This window comes from Nonomuraea sp. NPDC003804 (genome assembly GCF_040610675.1).
Taxonomy (GTDB): domain Bacteria; phylum Actinomycetota; class Actinomycetes; order Streptosporangiales; family Streptosporangiaceae; genus Nonomuraea.
Genome location: NZ_JBEXMT010000039.1, coordinates 63,398 through 84,742, shown reverse-complemented (window position 1 = coordinate 84,742; position 21,345 = coordinate 63,398). Strand labels below are relative to the sequence as shown.

General features: G+C 70.8%; 21 protein-coding genes and 1 riboswitch. Of the genes, 13 read left to right on the top strand and 8 right to left on the bottom strand.

Translation table 11 applies throughout. From position 1 onward, the window contains the following. Window positions 1–22: 22 nt before the first annotated feature. The 3 genes from ABZX22_RS38920 to ABZX22_RS38910 all read left to right on the top strand — a co-directional run bounded on the left by ABZX22_RS38920 (window position 23) and on the right by ABZX22_RS38910 (window position 4,955). Complete coding sequence (locus ABZX22_RS38920; protein ID WP_354920045.1) at window positions 23–1,555, top strand: M28 family peptidase; 1,533 nt, start codon at window positions 23–25, stop codon at window positions 1,553–1,555. A gap of 175 nt (window positions 1,556–1,730) precedes the next feature. Continuing rightward, window positions 1,731–2,855, top strand: a complete 1,125-nt coding sequence (locus ABZX22_RS38915) for a M28 family metallopeptidase (protein ID WP_354920043.1) — start codon at window positions 1,731–1,733, stop codon at window positions 2,853–2,855. Window positions 2,856–2,906: 51 nt separating this feature from the next. Beyond that, window positions 2,907–4,955: a molybdopterin-dependent oxidoreductase gene (locus ABZX22_RS38910; RefSeq protein WP_354920040.1), complete on the top strand. Its 2,049-nt coding sequence runs from the start codon at window positions 2,907–2,909 to the stop codon at window positions 4,953–4,955. Here the strand turns inward: ABZX22_RS38910 and ABZX22_RS38905 are convergent. Continuing rightward, window positions 4,923–5,846 carry a GNAT family N-acetyltransferase gene (locus ABZX22_RS38905; protein WP_354920037.1) on the bottom strand — a complete coding sequence of 308 codons (924 nt, stop codon included), beginning with the start codon at window positions 5,844–5,846 and terminating at the stop codon, window positions 4,923–4,925. The two genes, ABZX22_RS38910 and ABZX22_RS38905, sit on opposite strands and share 33 nt — an antisense overlap. Before the next feature lie 87 nt (window positions 5,847–5,933). Between ABZX22_RS38905 and ABZX22_RS38900 the strand changes: the two genes are divergently transcribed. Further along, window positions 5,934–6,377: a hypothetical protein gene (locus ABZX22_RS38900; RefSeq protein WP_354920034.1), complete on the top strand. Its 444-nt coding sequence runs from the start codon at window positions 5,934–5,936 to the stop codon at window positions 6,375–6,377. Between the two features lie 70 nt (window positions 6,378–6,447). Here ABZX22_RS38900 and ABZX22_RS38895 read toward each other — a convergent pair whose 3' ends face one another. The 3 genes from ABZX22_RS38895 to ABZX22_RS38885 form a co-directional block, all read right to left on the bottom strand. Further along, window positions 6,448–6,834, bottom strand: a complete 387-nt coding sequence (locus ABZX22_RS38895; RefSeq protein WP_354920031.1) for a VOC family protein — start codon at window positions 6,832–6,834, stop codon at window positions 6,448–6,450. Between the two features lie 9 nt (window positions 6,835–6,843). Next, window positions 6,844–7,167 carry a multidrug efflux SMR transporter gene (locus ABZX22_RS38890; protein ID WP_354920028.1) on the bottom strand — a complete coding sequence of 108 codons (324 nt, stop codon included), beginning with the start codon at window positions 7,165–7,167 and terminating at the stop codon, window positions 6,844–6,846. A 24-nt stretch (window positions 7,168–7,191) separates the two neighbouring features. Continuing rightward, window positions 7,192–7,252, bottom strand: a riboswitch (guanidine-III (ykkC-III) riboswitch). Window positions 7,253–7,262: 10 nt separating this feature from the next. Further along, a complete protein-coding gene (locus tag ABZX22_RS38885) occupies window positions 7,263–8,069 on the bottom strand; it encodes a class I SAM-dependent methyltransferase (protein WP_354920025.1) in 807 nt (268 codons plus the stop codon). 99 nt (window positions 8,070–8,168) lie between these two features. Between ABZX22_RS38885 and ABZX22_RS38880 the strand changes: the two genes are divergently transcribed. The 5 genes from ABZX22_RS38880 (at window position 8,169) to ABZX22_RS38860 (ending at window position 12,860) form a co-directional block, all read left to right on the top strand. Beyond that, window positions 8,169–9,974 carry an acyl-CoA dehydrogenase gene (locus ABZX22_RS38880; protein ID WP_354920022.1) on the top strand — a complete coding sequence of 602 codons (1,806 nt, stop codon included), beginning with the start codon at window positions 8,169–8,171 and terminating at the stop codon, window positions 9,972–9,974. Window positions 9,975–10,048: 74 nt separating this feature from the next. Beyond that, window positions 10,049–10,945 (top strand): MBL fold metallo-hydrolase, encoded by an 897-nt coding sequence (locus tag ABZX22_RS38875; RefSeq protein ID WP_354920019.1) that lies wholly within the window; start codon window positions 10,049–10,051, stop codon window positions 10,943–10,945. Between the two features lie 66 nt (window positions 10,946–11,011). Beyond that, window positions 11,012–11,236, top strand: a complete 225-nt coding sequence (locus tag ABZX22_RS38870) for a hypothetical protein (RefSeq protein WP_354920016.1) — start codon at window positions 11,012–11,014, stop codon at window positions 11,234–11,236. A gap of 41 nt (window positions 11,237–11,277) precedes the next feature. Then, on the top strand, window positions 11,278–11,781 hold the full coding sequence (locus tag ABZX22_RS38865; RefSeq protein WP_354920013.1) for an RNA polymerase sigma factor: 504 nt from the start codon (window positions 11,278–11,280) through the stop codon (window positions 11,779–11,781). Further along, window positions 11,778–12,860 (top strand): hypothetical protein, encoded by a 1,083-nt coding sequence (locus ABZX22_RS38860; protein WP_354920011.1) that lies wholly within the window; start codon window positions 11,778–11,780, stop codon window positions 12,858–12,860. The genes ABZX22_RS38865 and ABZX22_RS38860 overlap by 4 nt, the downstream gene beginning before the upstream one ends. On the opposite strand, the gene ABZX22_RS38855 is transcribed toward ABZX22_RS38860, so the two are convergent. The 4 genes from ABZX22_RS38855 to pdhA form a co-directional block, all read right to left on the bottom strand. After that, the gene (locus ABZX22_RS38855) at window positions 12,857–13,153 is read right to left on the bottom strand and encodes a Dabb family protein (RefSeq protein ID WP_354920008.1); all 297 of its coding nucleotides are present in this window, start codon (window positions 13,151–13,153) and stop codon (window positions 12,857–12,859) included. The genes ABZX22_RS38860 and ABZX22_RS38855 overlap by 4 nt on opposite strands. A 62-nt stretch (window positions 13,154–13,215) precedes the next feature. Beyond that, window positions 13,216–14,751, bottom strand: coding sequence for a dihydrolipoamide acetyltransferase family protein (locus tag ABZX22_RS38850; RefSeq protein ID WP_354920005.1), 1,536 nt, complete (start codon window positions 14,749–14,751; stop codon window positions 13,216–13,218). 14 nt (window positions 14,752–14,765) lie between these two features. Next, window positions 14,766–15,746 (bottom strand): alpha-ketoacid dehydrogenase subunit beta, encoded by a 981-nt coding sequence (locus tag ABZX22_RS38845; protein WP_354920002.1) that lies wholly within the window; start codon window positions 15,744–15,746, stop codon window positions 14,766–14,768. Next, on the bottom strand, window positions 15,743–16,834 hold the full coding sequence (gene pdhA / locus ABZX22_RS38840; protein ID WP_354919999.1) for a pyruvate dehydrogenase (acetyl-transferring) E1 component subunit alpha: 1,092 nt from the start codon (window positions 16,832–16,834) through the stop codon (window positions 15,743–15,745). The genes ABZX22_RS38845 and pdhA overlap by 4 nt, the downstream gene beginning before the upstream one ends. A gap of 396 nt (window positions 16,835–17,230) precedes the next feature. Here pdhA and purS point away from each other — a divergent pair, with 396 nt between their 5' ends. The 4 genes from purS (at window position 17,231) to purL (ending at window position 21,255) form a co-directional block, all read left to right on the top strand. Further along, window positions 17,231–17,476, top strand: coding sequence for a phosphoribosylformylglycinamidine synthase subunit PurS (gene purS / locus ABZX22_RS38835; protein ID WP_354919996.1), 246 nt, complete (start codon window positions 17,231–17,233; stop codon window positions 17,474–17,476). Window positions 17,477–17,698: 222 nt separating this feature from the next. Further along, complete coding sequence (locus ABZX22_RS38830) at window positions 17,699–18,085, top strand: ATP-binding protein (RefSeq protein WP_354920068.1); 387 nt, start codon at window positions 17,699–17,701, stop codon at window positions 18,083–18,085. Between the two features lie 243 nt (window positions 18,086–18,328). After that, window positions 18,329–19,012, top strand: coding sequence for a phosphoribosylformylglycinamidine synthase subunit PurQ (purQ, locus tag ABZX22_RS38825; RefSeq protein WP_354919993.1), 684 nt, complete (start codon window positions 18,329–18,331; stop codon window positions 19,010–19,012). Continuing rightward, window positions 19,009–21,255, top strand: a complete 2,247-nt coding sequence (purL, locus tag ABZX22_RS38820) for a phosphoribosylformylglycinamidine synthase subunit PurL (protein ID WP_354919990.1) — start codon at window positions 19,009–19,011, stop codon at window positions 21,253–21,255. Before purQ ends, purL begins: the two co-directional genes overlap by 4 nt. Window positions 21,256–21,345 lie beyond the last annotated feature (90 nt).

Genomic DNA, 21,345 nt, shown 5'->3' with positions numbered 1-21,345 from the left:
TCATTCTCCGAGGAGAGCACGTATGCGTTCCCGTCTGGGCAAGGGCCTGCTGGCCGCGGTTCTCGTCGCACCTCTGACGCTCACCGGCACCGCCCACGCGGACGCGCCCGCCAACGCGGTGCGCAAGCTCGTGAACGCGGTCAAGGGCGAGAACGTCAAGCGCCACCTACAGGTGCTCGACCTCATCGGAAAGGCCAACGGCAACACCCGCGTGGACGGCACGCGCGGCTACGAACTGTCTCGTGACTACGTGGCCACCCTGCTGCGGCTCGCGGGCTACAAGGTGACGGTCCAGCCGTTCGAGTTCGAGTTCGAGGGCTACAAGACGCCGCCGGTCCTGCAGCGGACCGCTCCAGAGCCGAAGTCGTTCGCCCACGTGACGGAGTTCACCGAGGTGGACGCGAGCGCCGCCGGTACGGTCACCGCCCCGGTGCAGCCGGTCGACGTCGTGCTGCCGCCGCCGGCGACCCCCGGCTCGACCTCGGGGTGCGAGGCGAGCGACTTCGCGAACTTCACCAGGGGCAACATCGCCCTCGTCCAGCGCGGCACCTGCAACTTCGCCGACAAGGTGGCCAACGCCGTCGCCGCGGGCGCCTCCGCAGTGATCATCTTCAACGAGGGCCAGCCCGGCCGGACGACGGCCCGGGTGAACCCGGGCATCGGCGAGAACGTGCCGGTGCCCGTCTTCTTCACCAGCTTCGCGGTCGGCGACGAGCTGGCCGCCAAGCCGGGCACCACGGTGAAGGTGTCGTTCGACAAGCTGGTCGAGACGCGGACCACCTACAACGTGATCGCCGAGTCCCGGTGGGGCGACGGCGACAACGTCGTGATGGCAGGCGCGCACCTCGACTCGGTCCAGCCGGGCCCCGGCATCAACGACAACGGCTCGGGCGCCGGCGGCGTGCTGGAGGTGGCGCTGCGGCTGGCCGCGCACCGGCCGGCCAACAAGGTCCGCTTCGGCTTCTGGGGCGGCGAGGAGTTCGGGCTGCTCGGGTCCAACCACTACGTGGCGAACCTGACCGAGCAGGAGAAGGCGAACATCGCCCTCTACCTCAACTTCGACATGATCGCCTCGCCGAACTTCACCTACGGCGTGTACGACGGCGACGGCGACGCCTTCGGCGTGCCGGGACCCGAGGGCTCGGCGCAGGTCGAGAAGGCCTTCCAGGACTTCTACACCGCGCGTGGCCTGCGGTCCAAGCCGAGCGAGTTCGACGGCAGGTCCGACTACAAGGCCTTCATCGACGCGGGCATCCCCGGCGGCGGCCTGTTCACCGGCGCGGAGAAGATCAAGACCGCGGAGGAGGTCGCGATCTGGGGCGGCACCGCGGGGATCGAGTACGACCCCTGCTACCACGCCCCCTGCGACACCATCAAGAACATCGACGACACCGCGCTCGACGTCAACTCCGACGCGATCGCCACGCTGGTCGGCACCTACGCCTTCGACACGAGCGCCGTCAACGGCCTCAGGGCGACGGGCCCCCGCACGACCGCGGGCGTGGCCCGCACCACCGGCGACGGCCACGACCACGACAAGGTCGAGCTGAGCTAGATCCCACCGGCGGCCCGTCGACAGCTCGGCGGGCCGCCGCTCGTGTGCTCTCGGGGGACCAACCGTCATCGAACGCAAGTCACCGAACCCGAAGGTCTACGCGCTCGGCCTCGACTGGATCCCGTCGGGCCACACCGCCGAGGGCAGCTTCACCGCCAAGATCCAGCCTGTCGACGTGCAGATCCCGCCGGGGCCGGCGCCCAGCTCCTCCACCTCGGGGTGCGAGCCGGCCGACTTCGCCGGGTTCACCGCGGGCGACTTCGCGCTGATCCAGCGCGGCACCTGCAGTTTCGCGATCAAGGTGGCCAACGCCAAGGCCGCGGGCGCCACTGGCGTCGTGCTGTTCAACGAGGGGCAGCCGGGCCGTACCGAGGCCGACGTCAACCCGGACCTGGGCGGCCGGCAGGACATCCCGGTGCTGTTCACCAGCTTCTGGGAGGGCAGGGACCTGGCGGCCACGCCCGGCGCGGAGGTGGGCTTCACCTTCTCGTGGGAGACGGAGGTCAAGACCTACGAGTCGTACAACGTGCTGGCCGAGTCGCGGCACGGCCGCGCGGACAAGGTCGTGATGGCCGGCGGTCACCTCGACTCGGTCGAGGACGGCCCCGGCATCAACGACAACGGCTCGGGTGCCGGCGCGATCCTGGAGGTGGCGCTCCGGATGGCCAAGGCGAAGCCGGAGAACAAGGTCCGCTTCGCCTTCTGGGGCGGCGAGGAGTTCGGCCTGCTCGGCGCCGAGCACTACGTGGCGAACCTGACCGAGCAGGAGAAGGCGAACATCGCCCTCTACCTCAACTTCGACATGATCGCCTCGCCCAACTTCGTCTACCACGTCTACGACGGCGACGACTCCGACGGTGTGGGCGCGGGCCCGGGACCCGAGGGCTCGGCGCAGATCGAGAAGTACTTCGAGCAGTTCTACGCCGGGCGCGATCTCGCCTTCAAGGGCACCGACTTCGACGGCCGCTCCGACTACGGGCCGTTCATCGCGGTCGGGATCCCCGCCGGCGGCCTGTTCACGGGGGCGGAGAAGCGCAAGACGCCCGAGGAGGTCGCCCTGTGGGGCGGTACGGCGGGCGAGCGCTACGACCGGTGCTACCACCAGGCCTGCGACACCATCAAGAACATCAGCGACACGGCGCTCGACGTCAACGCCGACGCCATCGCCACGGTCGTGGGCACCTACGCCTTCGACTCCTCGTTGACCAACGGGCCGCACACGCCCGCCGTCACCTCCAAGGCCACCACCTCTCACGGCAAGGGCGCGCACGGGCTCGACGCGCCCAAGGCGCTGAGCTGACGCTGCCGGGCGCAGCGTCCCGGTGGGGGCGCTGCGCCTACACTCGATGCCATGTCGGCCAAGTCGGGAAAGTCGGGGGCGTCGGGAAAGTCGGGGGAACTGCGGGTTCTGGGGGCGTGTCCGCTTGACTGCCCTGACACGTGCTCCTGGGTCGTGACCGTAGAGGACGGCCAGGCCGTCAGAATGCGCGGCAATCCCGACCAGCCGTACACGCGGGGCGCCCTGTGCGTGAAGGTCAACCGGTACCTCGAACACACCAGGGCCGACGACAGGATCCTGTACCCGCTGCGCCGTACGGGGCCGAAGGGCTCGGGCCGGTTCGAGCGGATCACCTGGGACGAGGCGCTCGACGAGATCGCCACCAGGCTGCGCGCGATCGTGGACGAGCACGGCGGCGAGGCGATCTGGCCCTACCTCGGCACCGGCTCCCTCGGCTACCTGCAGGGCTGCGAGGGCGTGGCGGGACGCAGGTTCTGGAACGTGCTCGGCGCGGGCAAGCACTCCCTCAACATCTGCTCGGTCGCCGGGAGCCTCGGTCTGGCGCGCACCCAGGGCACCGCGGGCGGCATGGACCCGGAGAACTTCGCCCAGGCCAGGCTGATCATCCTCTGGGGCACCAACACCCTGACGAGCGGCCACCACCTGTGGAAGTTCATCCAGGACGGCCGGGCGGCCGGCGCCTACGTGGTGGCGATCGACCCGATCCGCACCAGGACGGCCGACCAGGCCGACGAGCACCTGGCGATCAGGCCGGGCACGGACGCGGCGCTGGCGCTCGGGCTGCTCAACGTCGTGCTGGCGGAGAACGCCCAGGACGAGGAGTACCTGGCGCAGCACACCGAGGGCTGGGCGGAGTTCCGGGCGGAGATCGAGGAGTGGCCGGTCGAGCGGGCCGCCGAGGTCACCGGGATCCCGGCCGAGGCCGTCCACAGCCTGGGGATGCGGCTGGCGCGCACCCGCCCGACCGCGATCCGCGCCACCATGGGCATCCAGCGGCACGAGGGCGGCGGCACGGCGATGCGGACGATCGCCGCCATCCCCGGCGTCACGGGCGACTGGCGCCACCCGGGCGGCGGCGTCGCCTACTCCACCACCGGCCACGTCCGCCTGAACATCGACCGCCGCTTCGACCTGCTGGCCGGTCCGGTCAGGACCAGGTTCATGACCCGCCTGGCCGCCGACCTCGACGACGTGAAGTGCCTGTGGGTCTACCTGGCCAACCCGGTGGGCTCCACCTCCGACTCCAACAGGATCAGGCGCAAGCTGCTGCGGGAGGACCTGTTCACGGTCGTCATGGAGCAGTTCCCCACCGACACGGTGGACTACGCCGACGTCGTGCTGCCGGCCACCATGCAGACCGAGCACATGGACCTGCACGCCGGCTACGGCCACATGTACCTGATGTGGAACGAGCCCGCCGTCGCGCCCGCGGGCGAGGCCCTGTCCACCACCGAGACCTTCCGCCGCCTGGCCGCCCACATGGGCATGACCGAGCCGTCGCTGTACGACTCCGACCTGGAGCTGGCCGCCGAGCTGCTGTCCAGCGGCCACCCGTCCCTCGACGGCATCACGCTCGACCGCCTGCGCAAGGAGGGCTGGGTGCGGATGAGCTACCCGACGCCCTTCGCGCCGTTCGCCGAGGGGTTCCCCACCCCGTCGGGCCGGCTGCGCTTCCCCCGGCGCGGCAAGGCCTACGTGCCCTCCCTCTCCGCCCGTGCCGATCCGGCGGGCGACAAGCTGACCCTGATCACGCCGGCCTCGCACACCTTCCTCAACACCACGTTCGGCAACAACCCCGAGCTGCTGCGCAGGGCCAAGGACCCCGTCGTGCTGGTCAACCCCGCCGACGCGCACGCCAGGGGCCTGTCCACGGGCCAGCGCGTCAGGGTGGTCAACCACAACGGCTACTTCCTGGCCGACGTGGAGGTCAGCGACCGCGTCGCCAAGGGCGTGGTGGCCAGCCCCAAGGGCAGGTGGCCCAAGCACACCATCGGCGGCTCGAACCCGAACGCCGTGGTGGACGAGCGCGACGCCGACATGGGCAGGGGCGCCGTCTACCACGACAACCTAGTCGAGCTGGAGCTTGAACCCCTCGTGTGACTGGGCGTAGCCGAGGGAGCGGTAGAAGCGGTGCGCGTCCTCGCGCCGCTTGTCGGAGGTGAGCTGCACCATCGCGCAGCCGCGCGCCCTGCCTCTGGTGTGCGCCCACTCCATCATCTTGCGGCCCCAGCCCTGCCCGCGCAGGTGGGCGGCGATCCGCACCGCCTCGACCTGCAGGCGGGTGGCGCCGCGCCGGGAGATGCCGGGGATGTAGGTGAGCTGCATGGTGCCGACGACCTCCCCCTTCAGCTCCAGCACGATCAGCTCGTTGTTGGGGTCGGCGTCGATGGCCTCGAAGGCGGCCCGGTGGTCGTCGCCGTACTCCCCCGTCCTGGCGGCGGAGATCGCGTCGTCGGTGATGAGCGCGACGATGACGGGCACGTCGGCGGCGCGTGCCGTACGGAAGACCAGGGAGAGCACGTAGTGCGACTCCATCAGGTCCGGGTTGGACGGCAGCGCCATGACCTTGCCCGAGGGGATGAAGCCCCTGCGCGTGTAGAGCGCGCGGGCCGCGGTGTTGGCGTCGACGGCCCACAGGCCGATCTCCTCGGCGTCGCGGGCGCGGGCCCAGGCGACGACCTCGTCGAGCAGGCGGTCCGCCTGCCCCTGACCTCTCGCTTCGGGGGCGACCCACATCGACACCAGGTGCACGTGTCCGGGGTGCTCCTCGAAACCGCAGGCCAGCGCGGTGTCCTGGCCGTCACTGGTGGCGACGAACCAGGCGGAGCCGGGGGCGACAAGCCGCTCGGCCCACTTGTCCTCGGGGAAGGCGGATTCCTTGGCGTGGGTGGAGGCGAAGGCGTCGGGGGCGTCGGCCAGCGCGCGCAGCCTGATCGCCCTGAGCCGGTCGGTCTCGTCGGCGCCGAGACGCTCGATGCGGAGTTCCTGCATGCCCGAAATCATGGCAGGCCGGCCTCCGGGGACTCTCAGGGTGATTCCCCGATGTGAACAGGGGCCGCCGAACGGCACTCTGGCTACATGAACGAGCTCTCCCGACGCGAAGAACTGTCGTTGTCGGGCGCCGCGCTGCGTGGCGCCCCTTGGAAGGCCGCCGCCGTGGGCGGCGGCGTGGTGGCCGCCGCGAGCTACGGCATGGGCGTGATCCTGCCGGGCCCGGCCGACCTGCCGTGGGCCCTCGGGCTCGGCGTCAGCCTGTTCGCCCTGATCGCGGCCATCGGCGCGATCGCCAAGCCGGAGGAGGGCGACCGGGTCACCCGGCAGGCGCGCCACTGGTCGCTGCGCCACCCGTGGAAGTTCGCCCTGCTGCCCGCCGGCATCACGGCGGTCGCCACCTACCCGATCCAGCTGGTCATCGACGGCGAGGGCATCTTCGGTGCCGCCTGGGACGCGCTGTGGGGCGGCGCGCTGGTGTACCTCATCGCGGGCATCCTGACGCTGACCATGAAGGGCAGGGCGCGCTAGCCGTTCGACCCTTCGAGAGAGCGGCGCACGGTGCGTGGGCGACGCCGCCGCCCACGCACCGCCGGCGGCCTCACGCCGACGCCGCGTCCTTCTCGGCCTGCGAGCGGCAGACGCAGAACTCGTTGCCCTCCGGGTCGAGCATGGTCACCCAGCCGGTGCCGTCAGGGTTGCGGTGGTCCTGGTGGACCGTCGCGCCGAGACCCAGCAGGCGCTCGACCTCCTCGTCGCGCGAGCTGCCGTCGATGCCGTTGACGTCGAGGTGGACCCTGTTCTTCACCGTCTTGCCCTCGGGCACCTTGATGAACAGCACGAACGGGTCCTGGTGGGTGCGGATCGCGACCTCGTCGTCACCGGGCGCGCAGTCACCCCACAGCGGCAGGCCCGTGGCCTTGCTCCACCAGGTGGCGAGCTCGTACGGGTCCGCGGCGTCGATGGTCACGGCATGGATCTCAATCATGCGGCAAGGCTAGTGTCCGGCCCCGGCGAGGTTGAGACCGACGACCCCGACCAGGATGAGCGCGATCGAGCCCAGCTTGACCGCCGACACGTCGTCGCCCAACATCAGCATGCCGAGCGTGGCCGTACCGACGGCGCCGATGCCCGTCCACACCGCGTAGGCCGTACCGACCTCCAGGCTCTTGAGCGCGAAGGCGAGCGCGCCGAAGCTCAGCACGGCGAAGACGAGGAAGCTCACCGCCCACCACACGTGCGAGAAGCCGTCGCTCATCTTCAGCGAGTAGGCCATCGCGACCTCGAGCAGGCCGGCGGCGACGAGAATGACCCAAGCCATGCGAAGCACTCCTTCTGTCGTAGGGGTGCGTCGTCTTGGCTTTCCGGGTACGGCGCGTCTCGTCCGGGAGCGGGTCGCTCACTCGTCCCAACGACTCAGGTGGCGCGCCGATTCCACCAGAGCGTGACCCAGCGGTCGCGGGGCACCGGCCACATGCCCATCGACATGGCCGTCTCGGCCACCTCCTCCGCCCGCGAAGGCTCGAGGCAGGCCCGGTGGCAGACGCTGGCGGCCAGTTCCTCGATCGTGTCGAAGCGTTCGACGGGTGCCTCCCGCTCCTCCACCCGCACCTCGAAGCCGAGCGCGGCGGCCAGCGCCACCGCGTCCTCCGCGATGGGCCGGACCGGGCGCCTGATCCCGTGGAAGTGCTCCCACAGCGGGCTCATCCAGCTCATCGGATGGCGGTGCGGCAGCTCGACGACCACCCTGCGGGTGGCGTGGGCGTCGAGGGCGCGCAGGAACACCGCCAGGTCAGGGACGTTGTAGACGACGTGCGCGGCAACCACGACGTCGGCCGTGCCGGCCTCCTCGGCGACCTGCGGCCACCTGCCCTCGACGGTCGTCACGCGGACGCCGGCCTTGTCCGCCCTGACGGTGAGCTCGCCGAGCATCGCGGCCGAGGTGTCGACGGCGATCAGCTCGCCGATCCTGTCGGCCAGCGGGAGGGAGGCCGCGCCCGGGCCCGAGCCGACGTCCAGCAGCGTCCCGCCCTCGGGCAGGGCCTCGGCCACCCGGTCCAGGGTCGGCCCGCCGGGCTCGGCCAGCGCGCGGTCGGTCCTGGCCGCGAAACGGGTGGGTGAGTGGCCCCAGGGGTCGACGGGCGCCTTCGCCAGGATTTCCGGCGGGATGGCCCATGACTCCAGGTTTCGCCGCCATCGTTCGTTCAGCGCCTCGGCATCCATGTGACGAGAGTATGTGCTTAGCGGAGGTTACCCATGGGTAGCATTGGGAGTAAGGTTACTCGCCAGTACTAACGCCCCCGGTTCAAGGAGACAGCGGCCATGGGCCACTACAAGAGCAACGTGCGGGACCTGGAGTTCAACCTCTTCGAGGTCTTCGGTCGCCGCGAGATCCTCGGTAACGGCCCGTTCTCGGAAGTGGACGAGGACGTCGCCCGCAGCATCCTCGACGAGGTCAACAGGCTCGCCACGGGTGTGCTGGCCGACTCCTTCGAAGAGGGTGACCGCACGCCTCCGGTCTTCGACCCGGCCGCCTCGACGGTGACCGTACCCGCCGGCGTGAAGAAGTCGTTCAAGGCGCTCATGGACGGCGGATGGGCGCACCTCGACCTGCCCGCCGAGCTCGGCGGGCCCGGCGTCCCCCGCTCGCTGGCATGGTCGGCCGCCGAGATGATCCTGGGCGCCAACCCGGCCCTCTACATGTACGCCGCGGGCCCCAACTTCGCCTACACGCTGTGGAAGGTCGGCACCCCCGACCAGCAGCGGTTCGCCGAGCTGGCGATCGAGAACAACTGGGGCGCCACCATGGTGCTGACCGAGCCCGACGCGGGCTCCGACGTCGGCGCCGGGCGCGCCCGCGCCATCCAGCAGCCCGACGGCACCTGGCACATCGAAGGCGTCAAGCGCTTCATCACCAGCGCCGAGCACGACATGGCCGACAACATCTTCCACCTGGTGCTGGCCAGGCCCGAGGGCGCGGGCCCCGGCACCAAGGGCCTGTCGATGTTCCTGGTGCCCAAGTACCACGTGAACCTGGAGAACGGCGAGCTCGGCGAGCGCAACGGCGTCTACGTCACCAACGTCGAGAAGAAGATGGGCCTGAAGGTCTCCACGACCTGCGAGCTGACCTTCGGCGACAAGCACCCGGCGATCGGCACGCTGGTCGGCGACGTGCACGAGGGCATCAGGCAGATGTTCATGGTGATCGAGCACGCCCGGATGATGGTCGGCACCAAGGCCATCGCGACGCTGTCGACCGGTTACCTCAACGCGCTGGAGTACGCCAAGTCCCGTCTCCAGGGTGCCGACCTGACCCAGATGGCCGACAAGTCCGCGCCGCGCGTGACCATCACCCACCACCCCGACGTGCGCCGCGAGCTGATGCTCCAGAAGTCGTACGCCGAAGGCATGCGCGCGCTGGTCCTCTACACGGCCACCTTCCAGGACGCCCTGCTGGTCAACCCCGGCGACGAGCACGCCGAGGCGATGAACGACCTGCTGCTGCCCGTGGTCAAGGGCGTCGGCTCCGAGCGCTCCTATGAGCTGCTGTCGCGCTCGCTGCAGACGCTGGGCGGCTCGGGCTACCTGCAGGACTACCCGATCGAGCAGTACATCCGCGACGCGAAGATCGACTCCCTGTACGAGGGCACGACCGCGATCCAGGGCCTCGACCTGTTCTTCCGCAAGATCCTGCGCAACCAGGGCGCGGCGGTCGGCTCCCTCATGGCCGAGATCAACGCCTTCGCCGCCTCCGAGGCCGGCAACGGCAGGCTCAAGCAGGAGCGCAGGCTTCTCGCCCAGGCCGCCGCCGACGTCAAGGCCATGGGCGACACGTTGGCGGGCTGGGCGCTGGGCTCGCTGGAGGCGCAGCGCGAGATCTACAAGGTCGGGCTCAACACCACGCGCTTCCTGCTGTCGCTCGGCGACCTGATCATCGGCTGGCTGCTGCTGCGCCAGGCGGAGATCGCGCTGGCCCGGCTGGCCGAGGGCGAGGACCCGTTCTACCAGGGCAAGGTGGCGGGGGCGTCGTTCTTCGCGACGACCGTGCTGCCGCGCCTGGCCGCCGAGCGGGCCGTGCTGGAGAACACCGGCCTCGACCTGATGGACCTGCCGGAAGAGGCGTTCTAGACCACCTGCTCCCGCGGCAGGTCCGGAAGGCCGTCCACCCCCGCGGTGGGCGGCCTTCCGTGTACCTTCACGACATGTCCCCACGTGTCGAAGAGGTGTCCGAGGGCGTCTACGCCTACATCCAGCCCGACGGGAGCTGGTGGATCAACAACACCGGGTTCCTGGCCGGACGCAGGGGCGTCATCTCCATCGACGCCTGCTCCACCGAGCGCCGCACCCGCGCCTACCGCGAAGCCATCGCCCAGGTCTCCGACCGGCCGATCACCACGCTGGTCAACACCCACCACCACGGTGACCACACCTTCGGCAACCACCTGTTCCCTGAGGCGACGATCGTGGCGCACGAGCGGACCAGGGAGCGGATCCTCGCCGACGGGGTGCCCACCTACCTGGGCGCGTGGTCTCCCGACGTCGAATGGGGCACGCTCGATCCCGTGCCGCCGTTCCTCACCTACACCGACGGCGTCACCCTCTACTCCGACGACCTGCGCTGCGAGGTCAGGCACGTCGGGTTCGCCGCGCACACCACCAACGACTCCTACGTGTGGATCCCGTCGCGCAAGGTGCTGTTCGCGGGCGACCTGGTCTTCAACGGCGGCACGCCGTTCGTGCTGATGGGCTCGGTGGACGGCGCGCTGGCCGCGCTCGACCAGCTGGAGGCGCTCGGCGCGGAGACGATCGTGCCGGGGCACGGCGACGTGTGCGGCCCCTCGGCGATCGACACGGTGCGCGGCTACCTGCGGTTCGTCCGGCAGACCGCCGAGGCGGGGATGGCGGCCGGGCTGTCGCCGCTGGAGCTGGCCCGGCAGACCGATCTCGGCGAGTACGGCGCGCTGGTCGACGGCGAGCGCATCGTCGGCAACCTGCACCGGGCCTACGCCGACGCCACCGGCGGCGACGTCGACCTGGCGGCCGCCGTCCTCGACATGATCGCCTTCAACGGCGGGCGACCGCTGACGTGTCACGCCTGAGGGTGTGATCTTCACCAGGAGGGTATGACCGTCTCCGTACGTGGTCTTTACCCTCCGGAGGTCGTCATGGGTGTCGGGGTCAGCATCTTCTTCCTCACGCTCGGCGCCATCCTCCGTTTCGCCATCGAGCCCGACGTGTTCGGCAGCGCCGTCCACATGGACAGGATCGGCGTCATCTTCATGATCGTCGGCGGGGTCGGCGTGGTGCTGAGCATCGTGCTGGCCCCGCGCCGCGGCCACACCTCCGAGGACCGGCTGATGCACCGGGAGAACAACCCGCCCGAAGTCTGAAATCGTCGGGAAGGACCGGCCCGCTGCGGGCAATCAAGGGTGTGATCACCGCTCCAGGCGTCTTCGAGGCCGTCTTCGACGCCCACTTCGAGGAGATCCGGCGCTACATCGGGCGCAGGCTCGACCTCGACGTGGCCGAGGACCTCGCCGCGGAGACCTTCCTCATCGCCTTCCGGCAGCGCGACCGCTTCGACTCCGCCCTCGGAGAGGTCAGGCCGTGGCTGTACGGCATCGCGACCAACCTCATCGGCCGCCATCGCCGCGCCGAGGTGCGCAGGTACCGCGCGATGGCCAGGTCAGGGCCGCCACCCGACGACGAGGGGCACGACCAACGGATCGTGGACAGGCTCACCGCCGACGTGCGGGCCGACCGGCTGGCGGGGGCGCTGGCGCGGCTGTCACCCGGTGAGCGTGACGTGGTGCTGCTCGTCGCGTACGGCGGGCTGACATACGACGAGGTGGCCGCGGCGCTCAAGATCGCCACGGGGACGGTCGCCTCCCGGTTGAGCAGGGCCAGGACCAAGCTGCGTGAGGTGACGGGATGAACGAGTTCCAGGTCATCGACTCGGTGATGCCGGACGTGCCGCCCGCCTCGCCCGAACGGCTCGCGGCGACACGGGACCGGGTCCTGTCCGGGCAGGCGCTCCCCCCGGCCGTCCAGCCGCGGCGCGCGAGCAGCCGATGGGCGGGATGGTGGGCGTGGACGGGGACGGCGCTCGCGGCGGCGGCCGTCGTCCTCGTCATCGGCGCGGTGGCGGCCCTGATCCCGCGGGCGGACGAGCAGCCGGCCGCGGTCACCCCGCTGCGGAAGCTTCAGGTGGCGGCGGCCCGACTGGCGGCCACGCCGGAGGCGAAGGGCCGCTACTGGCGGCAGGACTCCGAACGGGTCGTCCGGCTGAAGGGGGACGGGTACCTCGTCGAGGAACGGGCCGTCGAGTCGCTCGCCTTCGGGCCCAGCCAGGAGGTCTACAGCTGGCACGAGCCGGTGTCGGCGAAGCCGTACGGGGAGGCGGCCAGGAAGGCCTGGAAGCGGGCGGGCTCGCCGAGGCTGTGTCCCGCGCGAGGATGTGACCCGAACCTGCCCGCCTACCCGACGACGGACCTGCGCCGGAGCCTGACCCTGGCCGACGGGCTGGAGCCGACGCTGACGGAGCTGCGGAACCTGCCCGACGAGCCCGGCGCCCTGCGGGCCAGGCTGCTGGAGAGCTACGACCCCGGCCGGACCCCCCGCCGCGAGGAGTGGCTGGAGCGGGCGGCCTTCTCCCTCGTCACGCGCGTCCCTGCCACCCCCGCCACGAGGGCCGCGGCCTACCTCCTGCTGGCGAAGGTGCCGGGGGTGACGGTGCTCGACCGGGTGCCGGGCGACTTCGGGCTGCGCGGCATCGCCCTGCAGTCCCTCAACGGGACGCAGGTGGTGATCGACCCCGCGACCGGGGAACTGCTCGGAACGCAGCAGCTGCCTCCCGCGCAGGCGACGATCGACCCGCTGACGGGGAAGGTGCTCAGCGTGTCGCGGCCGCCCGACGGGGTTCCGTATGCGGCGACCATCGTCACGAAGGCGGGGTGGACCGACCTGCGGCCGGTGCCGCCCCCCGGCTGCCGCAAGTGCTCCGCGCGGCTCTAGACCTCGAACTGGATGGCGGTGCGAGCCTTCCTGATCGGGACGATGTGCTCGTTGATGACGGCGTGGTGCTGCGGGTGGTCGCGGTAGACCTCGAAGTCGGCGACCGAGTCGAACTCGGCGACGATGCCGAAGTCGGCGTTGCCCGCGCCGGCGAGGCCGAGGTCGCTGCCGAGCTCGTAGCGGCGCAGCTCGGGGATCACGGCGGGCAGGGCGGCCAGGCCCTTCTCGACGGCGGCCTTCTGCTCCTCGGTGGCGTCGTCGGTCCAGGTCAGCAGCACGATGTGACGGATCATGGCTTCAGCCTAGCCGTGGGGCGGGCGCCGGCGACCGGCGCCCGCCCGTCGGCGTCCTGAGCTCAGCTCCAGGCCAGCATGCGCAGCGGGTCCTCGAGCATCGCGCCGACGTCGCGCAGGAACAGCGAGCCGAGCTCGCCGTCGACGATCCGGTGATCGAACGACAGCGCGAGCGTGGTCACCTTCCTGACGGCCAGCTGCCCGTCCACCACCCACGGCGCGTCCTTGACCTGGCCGAAGGCCAGGATCGCCGACTCGCCGGGGTTGAGTATCGGGGTGCCGGTGTCGACGCCGAACACGCCCACGTTGGTGATCGTGATCGTGCCGCCGGCCATCTCGGCCGGTTGCGTACGGCCCGCCCGTGCCGTCTCCGTCAGCTCGCCCAGCGCCCTGCCCAGGCCCGGCAGGTCGAGCGTGTGGGCGGACTTGATGTTCGGCACGACCAGCCCGCGCGGTGTGGCGGCGGCGATGCCGAGGTTCACGTAGTGCTTGACCACGATCTCCTGGGCGGCCTCGTCCCAGGCCGAGTTGATCATCGGATAGCGGCGGGTGGCCACCAGGACCGCCTTGGCCACCAGCAGCAGCGGCGAGACCCTGACCTCGGCGAAGTCGGGAAGCTGCTTGAGCCGCTGGACGGCCGCCATCGTCTCGGTGACGTCCACCTGCAGGAACTCGGTGACGTGCGGCGCGGTGAAGGCGCTGGCGACCATCGCCTGCGCGGTCATCTTCCGCACGCCCTTGACGGGGATGCGCTCCTCCCCGTCCTGCGGCGCGAGGCGGGCGGGCTCGGCGGCCCGCGGCGCGGTGGCGGCCTGCGCGGCGGCATGCACGTCATCGCGGGTGATGGAGCCCTGCGGGCCCGTGCCACGCAGCGTCGCCAGGTCCACACCCAGGTCCTTGGCCAGCTTGCGGACCGGCGGCTTGGCGAGCGGGGTCACCCGGCCCCCGGCGGGCCAGGGTTCGGGCAGCGGCTGGGCGGCGCCGGGCCCGGGGACGGCCACCCGCTCGGGGTTGGCCACCGAAGCAGCGGGCGGCACCGGAGCAGCAGGCGGCGCCGGAGCAGCAGGCGGCGCCGGAGCCCGGACGGCCTGCGGCCCGGCGGGGGCGGAGGTGGAGGCGGAGGTGGCCGCGGCGGGAGGCGTGGTGGCCTTCTTGCGGGGGCGGCGCTTGGCCGCGCCGGCCTTGACGCCGTAGCCGACCAGGACGGGAGTGCGCTCCTCCTTGGGCGCGGGGCTGCCGTGCACGCCCGGCTCGACGGCGCCCTCGGCGGGCGGGCTCGGCACCATGTCGTCGGCCAGTGCGGCGGCCCGGCCGGCCGGCTCCCCGGGGGCGGGCGCCGCCGTACCCGCGGGAGCGGGCTCGTCGGTGTCGACCGCGATGATCGGCACGCCGACGTCGACCGTCCGCCCCTCCTCCGCCATCAGCTCGGCGACGAGGCCGGCCCAGGGGGACGGCAGCTCGACGATCGACTTGGCCGTCTCGATCTCCACGACGATCTGGTTGACCTTGACGGAGTCGCCCGGTTTGACGTGCCAGCGGACGATCTCGGCCTCGGTGAGGCCCTCTCCCACGTCGGGGAGCTTGAATTCACGACGCATTCGAGATCCCCCTCTCAGTAGGTGAAGGTACGGTCGACGGCATCGAGGATCCTGTCCAGGTCAGGCAGGTAGTGCTCCTCCAGCTTCGACGGCGGGTAGGGGGTGGAGAAGCCGCCGACCCGCAGCACGGGGGACTCCAGGTGGTAGAAGCACTCCTCGGTGATCCTGGCCGCGAGTTCGGCGCCGAAGCCGTTGTAGACCGGCGCCTCGTGGACGACCACCGCCCTGCCCGTCCTGCGCACCGACTCCATGACCGTGGGAAAGTCGAGCGGGTTGAGCGAGCGCAGGTCGACCACCTGGACGGAACGGCCGTCCTCCTGGGCGGCCGCGGCGGCCTCCAGGCAGGTCTTGACCATGGGCCCGTAGGCGAACAGCGTGACGTCGTCGCCCGGCCGTACCACGGCGGCCCGGTCGAGGGGGGCCCACCAGTCGGTGGCGGTGGTGTCGACGTCGGCCTTCTCCCAGTAGCGGCGTTTGGGCTCGAAGAAGATCACCGGGTCGTCGCTGAGGATGGCCTGCTGGATCATCGTGTACGCGTCGGCCGGATTGCTGCAGGCGACCACGCGCAGGCCGCCGGTGTGCGTGAAGTGCGCCTCGGGGGACTCGCTGTGGTGCTCGACCGCGCCGATGCCGCCGCCGCACGGGATGCGGACCACGACGGGCAGCTTGATGGCGCCCAGCGAGCGCAGCGGCATCTTGGCCAGCTGGGTGATGATCTGGTCGGCGGCCGGGAAGACGAACCCGTCGAACTGGATCTCGCAGACCGGCCGGTAGCCGCGCAGGGCCAGGCCGATGGCGGTGCCGATGATGCCCGACTCGGCCAGCGGGGTGTCGATGACGCGGTCCTCGCCGAAGTCCTTCTGCAGGCCGTCGGTCACGCGGAAGACGCCGCCGAGCTTGCCGACGTCCTCGCCCATGATGAGGACCTTCGGGTCGTCCTCCATCGCCCTGCGCAGGCCCTCGTTGATCGCCTTCGAGAGGGTCAGCATGGTCATGACTGGAAGCCCTCCAGGTAGGCGGCGTACTGGGCGCGCTCCTGCTCCATCAGCGCGTGGGGTTCCCTGTAGACGTGGTCGAAGATGTCGAGCGGCCCGGGGTCGGGCATCTCCAGGCAGCGCCTGCGCAGGTCGGCGCCGAGGTCCTCGGCCTCCGCGTCGATGGCGTCGAAGAACTCCTGGTCGGCCAGCTCGTTCTTGAACAGGTACGCCTTGAGGCGCTCGATCGGGTCCTTGAGCTTCCACGCCTCCAGCTCGCTGGCCACCCGGTAGCGGGTCGGGTCGTCGGTCGTGGTGTGCGCGCCCATCCGGTAGGTGAAGGCCTCGATCAGGGTCGGCCCCTGGCCGGTCCTCGCGGCTTCCAGGGCCTTCCTCGTGACGGCCAGGCAGGCGAAGACGTCGTTGCCGTCCACCCGGATGCCGGGGAAGCCGAACCCCGACGCCCTCCGGTAGAGCGGGATGCGCGTCTGCTTCTCCAGCGGCTCGGAGATCGCCCACTGGTTGTTCTGGCAGAAGAAGACGATCGGGGCGTTGAACACGCTGGCCCAGATGAACGACTCGTTGACGTCGCCCTGGGAGGTGGCGCCGTCGCCGAAGTAGGCGATCGTGGCGGCGTTGGCGCCGTCGCGCTGGATGCCCATGGCGTAGCCGACCGAGTGGAGGGTCTGGCTGCCGATGACGATCGTGTAGAGGTGGAAGTTGTGCTCCGACGGGTCCCACCCGCCGTGGTTGACCCCTCTGAACAGGCCCAGCAGCTTCACCGGGTCGACGTCGCGGCACCAGGCTACGCCGTGCTCGCGGTAGGTGGGGAAGGCCATGTCGGCGTCGGTGAGCGCCCTGCCCGAGCCGATCTGCGCGGCCTCCTGGCCGAGCAGCGAGGCCCAGATGCCCAGCTCGCCCTGGCGCTGCAGGGCGACGGCCTCCAGGTCCACGCGGCGGACGAGCACCAGGTCGCGGTACAGCGACCTCACGTCGTCGGGCGTCAGGTCGATGTCGTAGTCGGGGTGCTCGATCCGCTCCCCTTCGGGGGTGAGCAACTGCACGAGCTCTGGGGGTGCTTCTGCACCACGAGAGGCGTCGACGGTCACGTGCCACTCCTGTGCGGTCGGGGCCGGTTCGCTGGGGTTGCCATACTCTTCCCGGCCTTTCTGGCGTACGGCCCATCTGGTGGTGGTTCGTACGCGTTTGGGGACATGGTGGCAGAGGTCACAGCCCTACGCGCAAGCCCCATGTCCTCCCCGTTCCCGGTGGATCGTGCACGAACCTTCCCGGCGGGGATCACGTTGGCAGCCGTCCGGATCCCCAACGGCAGGTCAAGAGAGCCCAGCCCCGCGCCAGCCCCACGCCCGACACGCGGGCCGGTCTCGTCAGAGGCGGTGTGGGGCCGGATGGAGAGGTCGGAGGCAGGGGTGGGGCGGGTTCACCACGGGCGGGGCATTAGGCTGAACGCCGCAACCCCGTACCTCAGCTTCAGGAGGAGCGCCGTGGCGCGCGTCATCGTCGACGTCATGCTCAAGCCGGAAATCCTCGACCCGCAGGGCCAGGCCATCGCCCGCGCGCTGCCGCGCCTGGGCTTCTCCGGCGTCTCCCAGGTGCGCCAGGGCAAGCGGTTCGAGCTCGAACTGGAGGGCGTCGCCGACGAGGCGGCCCTCGCGGAGGTCCGGAAGATGGCCGAGACCCTGCTGGCCAACACGGTGATCGAGGAGTACACCGTGCGGGTCGAGGAGTAGAACGGCACATTTGGCGGCCAGAAATCACCATCGCGGTTTAAAGCCGGGTTTGGCCGTGCCACAATCCCACGGGCTTACCAACACTAAATAACAACAACGTGATTTTGCGGTTAGCCCTGATTTCACGGGGAAACCTCCTCCAGGTGAGATTCCCGCACTCGGAGGAGTCCGGTGGACATTGAGTTCTCGTTGGCGCTGCCGCGGGATGCGATCGGCATACCGATGGTCAGACGGGTGCTAGGTGACGCGATGCGCTCACTCAGCGTGAGCGAGAGCTGCATCTCCGACATGCTGCTGGCCGTGTCGGAAGCCTGCTCCAACGCGGTGCGCCATGGCGGTCCCGCCAACAGGTACGAGGTCAGCGCGTCCATCGGCTACGGCCGCTGCGACGTGAAGGTGGCTGACGCGGGCACCGGCCTGCCGTCGATGCCGCTGCACTACCCGCCGCCCGAGACGGAGAACGGTCGCGGTCTGCTCATCATGCGCTCCGTCGTCGACGAGATCTCCTTCGGCATCACGCCCGGCCGCGGCACCACCGTCCACCTGCGCAAGCACCTGGCGTGGGACCACGAGGAAGGCGCCCGCCCCCGCGAGCTCGCCGCCGTCTGATCCGCTTCCCCCGTCAGGTCCCGATCGGGCTCCCCCGCAGGCCCTGATCCGCTTCCCTTCTCAGGTCCCGATCCGGCTCCCCCGCAGGCCCTGAGCCGCTTCCCCGCAGGTCGGCCGCCTTCCTGACAGGCCGCGAGAGGGCATCGGGCAGCAGCCGATACCCTGGAGGCACCGCCGCAGACCGCCGTCCACACCATGAGACGGTGGCGTGGCGTGCGCATTCCTCCGGAGGGGACGAAAGTCATGAGCGCTGCCCGTGTGGGCGTTGTCACGTTTCCAGGAACTCTCGACGACCAGGACGCAGCCCGTGCCGTACGGCTGGCGGGCGCGGAGGCGGTGCCGCTCTGGCACGGCGACCACGATCTGAAGGGAGTCGACGCGGTCTTCCTGCCCGGCGGCTTCTCCTACGGCGACTACCTGCGCTGCGGCGCGATCTCGCGGTTCGCCCCGATCATGGAGGAGCTCGTCCCCGCCGCCCGCGGCGGGCTGCCGGTGCTCGGCACGTGCAACGGCTTCCAGATCCTGTGCGAGGCGCACCTGCTGCCCGGCGCACTCACCCGCAACGCCTCCCTGCACTACGTCTGCCGCGACCAGCGCGTCAAGGTCGAGACGAACGCGACGGCCTGGACCGCCGACTACGCGCCCGGCCAGGAGATCGTGCTGCCGGTCAAGCACGGCGAGGGGCGCTACGTCGCCTCCGCCGAGACGCTCCAGGAGCTGGAGGCCAACGGCCGGGTGGTCTTCCGCTACCTCGGCGGCAACCCCAACGGCTCGCTCGACGACATCGCGGGCATCTGCAACGAGGCGGGCAACATCGTCGGTCTCATGCCGCATCCGGAACACGCGGTCGAGGAACTGGTCGGCGCCCCCAGCACCGACGGCCTCGGCTTCTTCACCTCCATCCTCAAGAAGCTGGTGAACGCATGAGCCTCGACACGGTGAAGCGAGCCGCGGAGACGCCCGACGAGGCGATGCCGTTCGCCGAGCTGGGAATGAAGCAGGACGAGTACGACAGGGTCCGCGAGATCCTCGGCCGCCGTCCCACCTCCTCCGAGCTGGCCATCTACTCGGTCATGTGGTCCGAGCACTGCTCGTACAAGTCGTCCAAGGTGCACCTGCGCCAGTTCGCCAGCAAGGCGCCCGCGTCCGAGGCGCTGCTGGTCGGCATGGGCGAGAACGCCGGCGTCGTCGACATCGGCGACGGCTGGGCCGCCACCTTCAAGATCGAATCGCACAACCACCCGTCGTACGTCGAGCCGCACCAGGGCGCGGCGACCGGCGTCGGCGGCATCGTGCGCGACATCATGTCGATGGGCGCGCGCCCGATCGCGGTCATGGACGCGCTGCGCTTCGGCGGCGCCGACCAGGCCGACACCCGGCGCGTGCTGCCCGGCGTCGTCGAGGGCATCTCCTCCTACGGCAACTGCCTGGGCCTGCCCAACATCGGCGGCGAGGTCGTCTTCGACCCCTGCTACATCGGCAACCCGCTGGTCAACGCGCTCTGCGTGGGCCTGCTGCGCAAGGACCAGATCAAGCTGGCCACCGCGCCTGGACCGGGCAACAAGGTCGTGCTCTTCGGCGCCTCCACCGGCCCCGACGGCATCGGCGGCGCCTCGGTGCTGGCCTCGGCGACGTTCGAGGACGAATCCTCGGCCAAGCGTCCCGCCGTCCAGGTGGGCGACCCGTTCATGGAGAAGCTGCTCATCGAGTGCTGCCTGGAGCTGTACGCGGCCGACGTGGTCGTGGGCATCCAGGACCTCGGCGCGGCGGGCGTCTCCTGCGCCACCACCGAGCTGGCCGCCAAGGGCACCGGCGGCATGCACGTCGACCTCAACCTGGTCCCGCTCCGCGACCCCTCGCTCAGGCCCGAGGAGATCCTGATGAGCGAGTCGCAGGAGCGGATGATGGCCGTGGTGGCCCCGTCCGACATCCCCGCCTTTATGGCGATCTGCGAGAAGTGGGACGTGCCCGCCGTCGTGATCGGCGAGGTGACCGACACCGGCAGGCTCGTGATGACCTGGGACGGTTCGGTCATCGTCGACATCCCGCCGGGCACCGCGGCCGACGAGGGCCCCGTCTACGAGCGGCCCTTCCACGAGCCCGCGGGCCAGGCCGCGCTGAACGAGGTCGTCGACCTGCCGCGGCCCGCCGACCTGAAGGCCACGCTGCTCCAGCTGCTCGGCTCGCCCAACCTCGCCTCCAAGGAGTGGGTGACCTCCCAGTACGACAGGTACGTCCGCTCCAACACGGTGCTCGCCCAGCCCGCCGACGCCGGCATGCTGCGCATCTCCGAGGTCATGGAGGGCGCCACGCCGACGACCCGCGGCATCGCGCTGGCCACCGACGGCAACGGCCGCTACGCCAAGCTCGACCCCTACGCGGGTGCCCAGCTGGCGCTGGCCGAGGCGTACCGGAACGTCGCGGTGACGGGCGCGCGGCCGCTCGCCGTCACCAACTGCCTCAACTTCGGCTCCCCCGAGGACCCGGAGGTCATGTGGCAGTTCGCCGAGGCCGTCCGCGGGCTCGCCGACGCCTGCCGGACCCTCGGCGTCCCGGTGACCGGCGGCAACGTGTCCTTCTACAACCAGACCGGTGCGGCGGCCATCCACCCGACGCCCGTCGTGGGCGTGCTCGGCGTCATCGACGACGTCGCCAAGCGTGTCCGCTCCGGGTTCACCGAGCCTGGTCTGCGCATCGCGCTGCTCGGCGAGACCCGCGACGAGTTCGGCGGTTCGGAGTGGGCGCGCGTCGCCCACGACCACCTCGGCGGCCTGCCGCCGGAGGTGGACCTGGTGGCCGAGCAGGGCCTGGCCTCCGTCATGGTCGAGGCGGCCGCGAAGGGCCTGGTGGCCGGCTCGCACGACCTGTCCGACGGCGGCCTGGCGATCGCGCTGGCCGAGGCGTGCCTGGCCCAGGGGGTCGGCGCGAAGGTCGCGCTGCCCGAAGACGCGTTCGTCGCCCTGTTCAGCGAGTCGTCGGCGCGGGCGCTGGTCGCGGTGAAGGCCGAGCACTTCGAGGAGTTCGCGGCGCTGTGCGCGTCGTTCGAGGTGCCCTGCTACGGGCTCGGCGAGACCGGCGGCGAGTCGCTGGTGGTGGAGGGCGCCTTCGAGGTGCCCGTCTCCGAGCTGCGCGAGGTCCACACGGGCGCGCTGCCCGCGCTGTTCGGCTGAGGTTCCTTCGTTCGCGGGGGCCGGTACGGCATGCCGTACCGGCCCCCGCGGCGTTCCTCCTGCCCCGGGCAGACCAACGCGCCGAGCCGG

Bases quoted from the DNA above. Each gene is read 5' to 3' on its own strand.
- ABZX22_RS38920 (WP_354920045.1), top strand. From the start codon at position 23: ATGCGTTCCCGTCTGGGCAAGGGCCTGCTGGCCGCGGTTCTCGTCGCA.
- ABZX22_RS38910 (WP_354920040.1), top strand. From the start codon at position 2,907: ATGTCGGCCAAGTCGGGAAAGTCGGGGGCGTCGGGAAAGTCGGGGGAA.
- ABZX22_RS38905 (WP_354920037.1), bottom strand. From the start codon at position 5,846: ATGCAGGAACTCCGCATCGAGCGTCTCGGCGCCGACGAGACCGACCGG.
- ABZX22_RS38900 (WP_354920034.1), top strand. From the start codon at position 5,934: ATGAACGAGCTCTCCCGACGCGAAGAACTGTCGTTGTCGGGCGCCGCG.
- ABZX22_RS38895 (WP_354920031.1), bottom strand. From the start codon at position 6,834: ATGATTGAGATCCATGCCGTGACCATCGACGCCGCGGACCCGTACGAG.
- ABZX22_RS38890 (WP_354920028.1), bottom strand. From the start codon at position 7,167: ATGGCTTGGGTCATTCTCGTCGCCGCCGGCCTGCTCGAGGTCGCGATG.
- ABZX22_RS38885 (WP_354920025.1), bottom strand. From the start codon at position 8,069: ATGGATGCCGAGGCGCTGAACGAACGATGGCGGCGAAACCTGGAGTCA.
- ABZX22_RS38880 (WP_354920022.1), top strand. From the start codon at position 8,169: ATGGGCCACTACAAGAGCAACGTGCGGGACCTGGAGTTCAACCTCTTC.
- ABZX22_RS38875 (WP_354920019.1), top strand. From the start codon at position 10,049: ATGTCCCCACGTGTCGAAGAGGTGTCCGAGGGCGTCTACGCCTACATC.
- ABZX22_RS38870 (WP_354920016.1), top strand. From the start codon at position 11,012: ATGGGTGTCGGGGTCAGCATCTTCTTCCTCACGCTCGGCGCCATCCTC.
- ABZX22_RS38860 (WP_354920011.1), top strand. From the start codon at position 11,778: ATGAACGAGTTCCAGGTCATCGACTCGGTGATGCCGGACGTGCCGCCC.
- ABZX22_RS38855 (WP_354920008.1), bottom strand. From the start codon at position 13,153: ATGATCCGTCACATCGTGCTGCTGACCTGGACCGACGACGCCACCGAG.
- ABZX22_RS38850 (WP_354920005.1), bottom strand. From the start codon at position 14,751: ATGCGTCGTGAATTCAAGCTCCCCGACGTGGGAGAGGGCCTCACCGAG.
- ABZX22_RS38845 (WP_354920002.1), bottom strand. From the start codon at position 15,746: ATGACCATGCTGACCCTCTCGAAGGCGATCAACGAGGGCCTGCGCAGG.
- ABZX22_RS38830 (WP_354920068.1), top strand. From the start codon at position 17,699: ATGGTCAGACGGGTGCTAGGTGACGCGATGCGCTCACTCAGCGTGAGC.
- purQ (WP_354919993.1), top strand. From the start codon at position 18,329: ATGAGCGCTGCCCGTGTGGGCGTTGTCACGTTTCCAGGAACTCTCGAC.
- purL (WP_354919990.1), top strand. From the start codon at position 19,009: ATGAGCCTCGACACGGTGAAGCGAGCCGCGGAGACGCCCGACGAGGCG.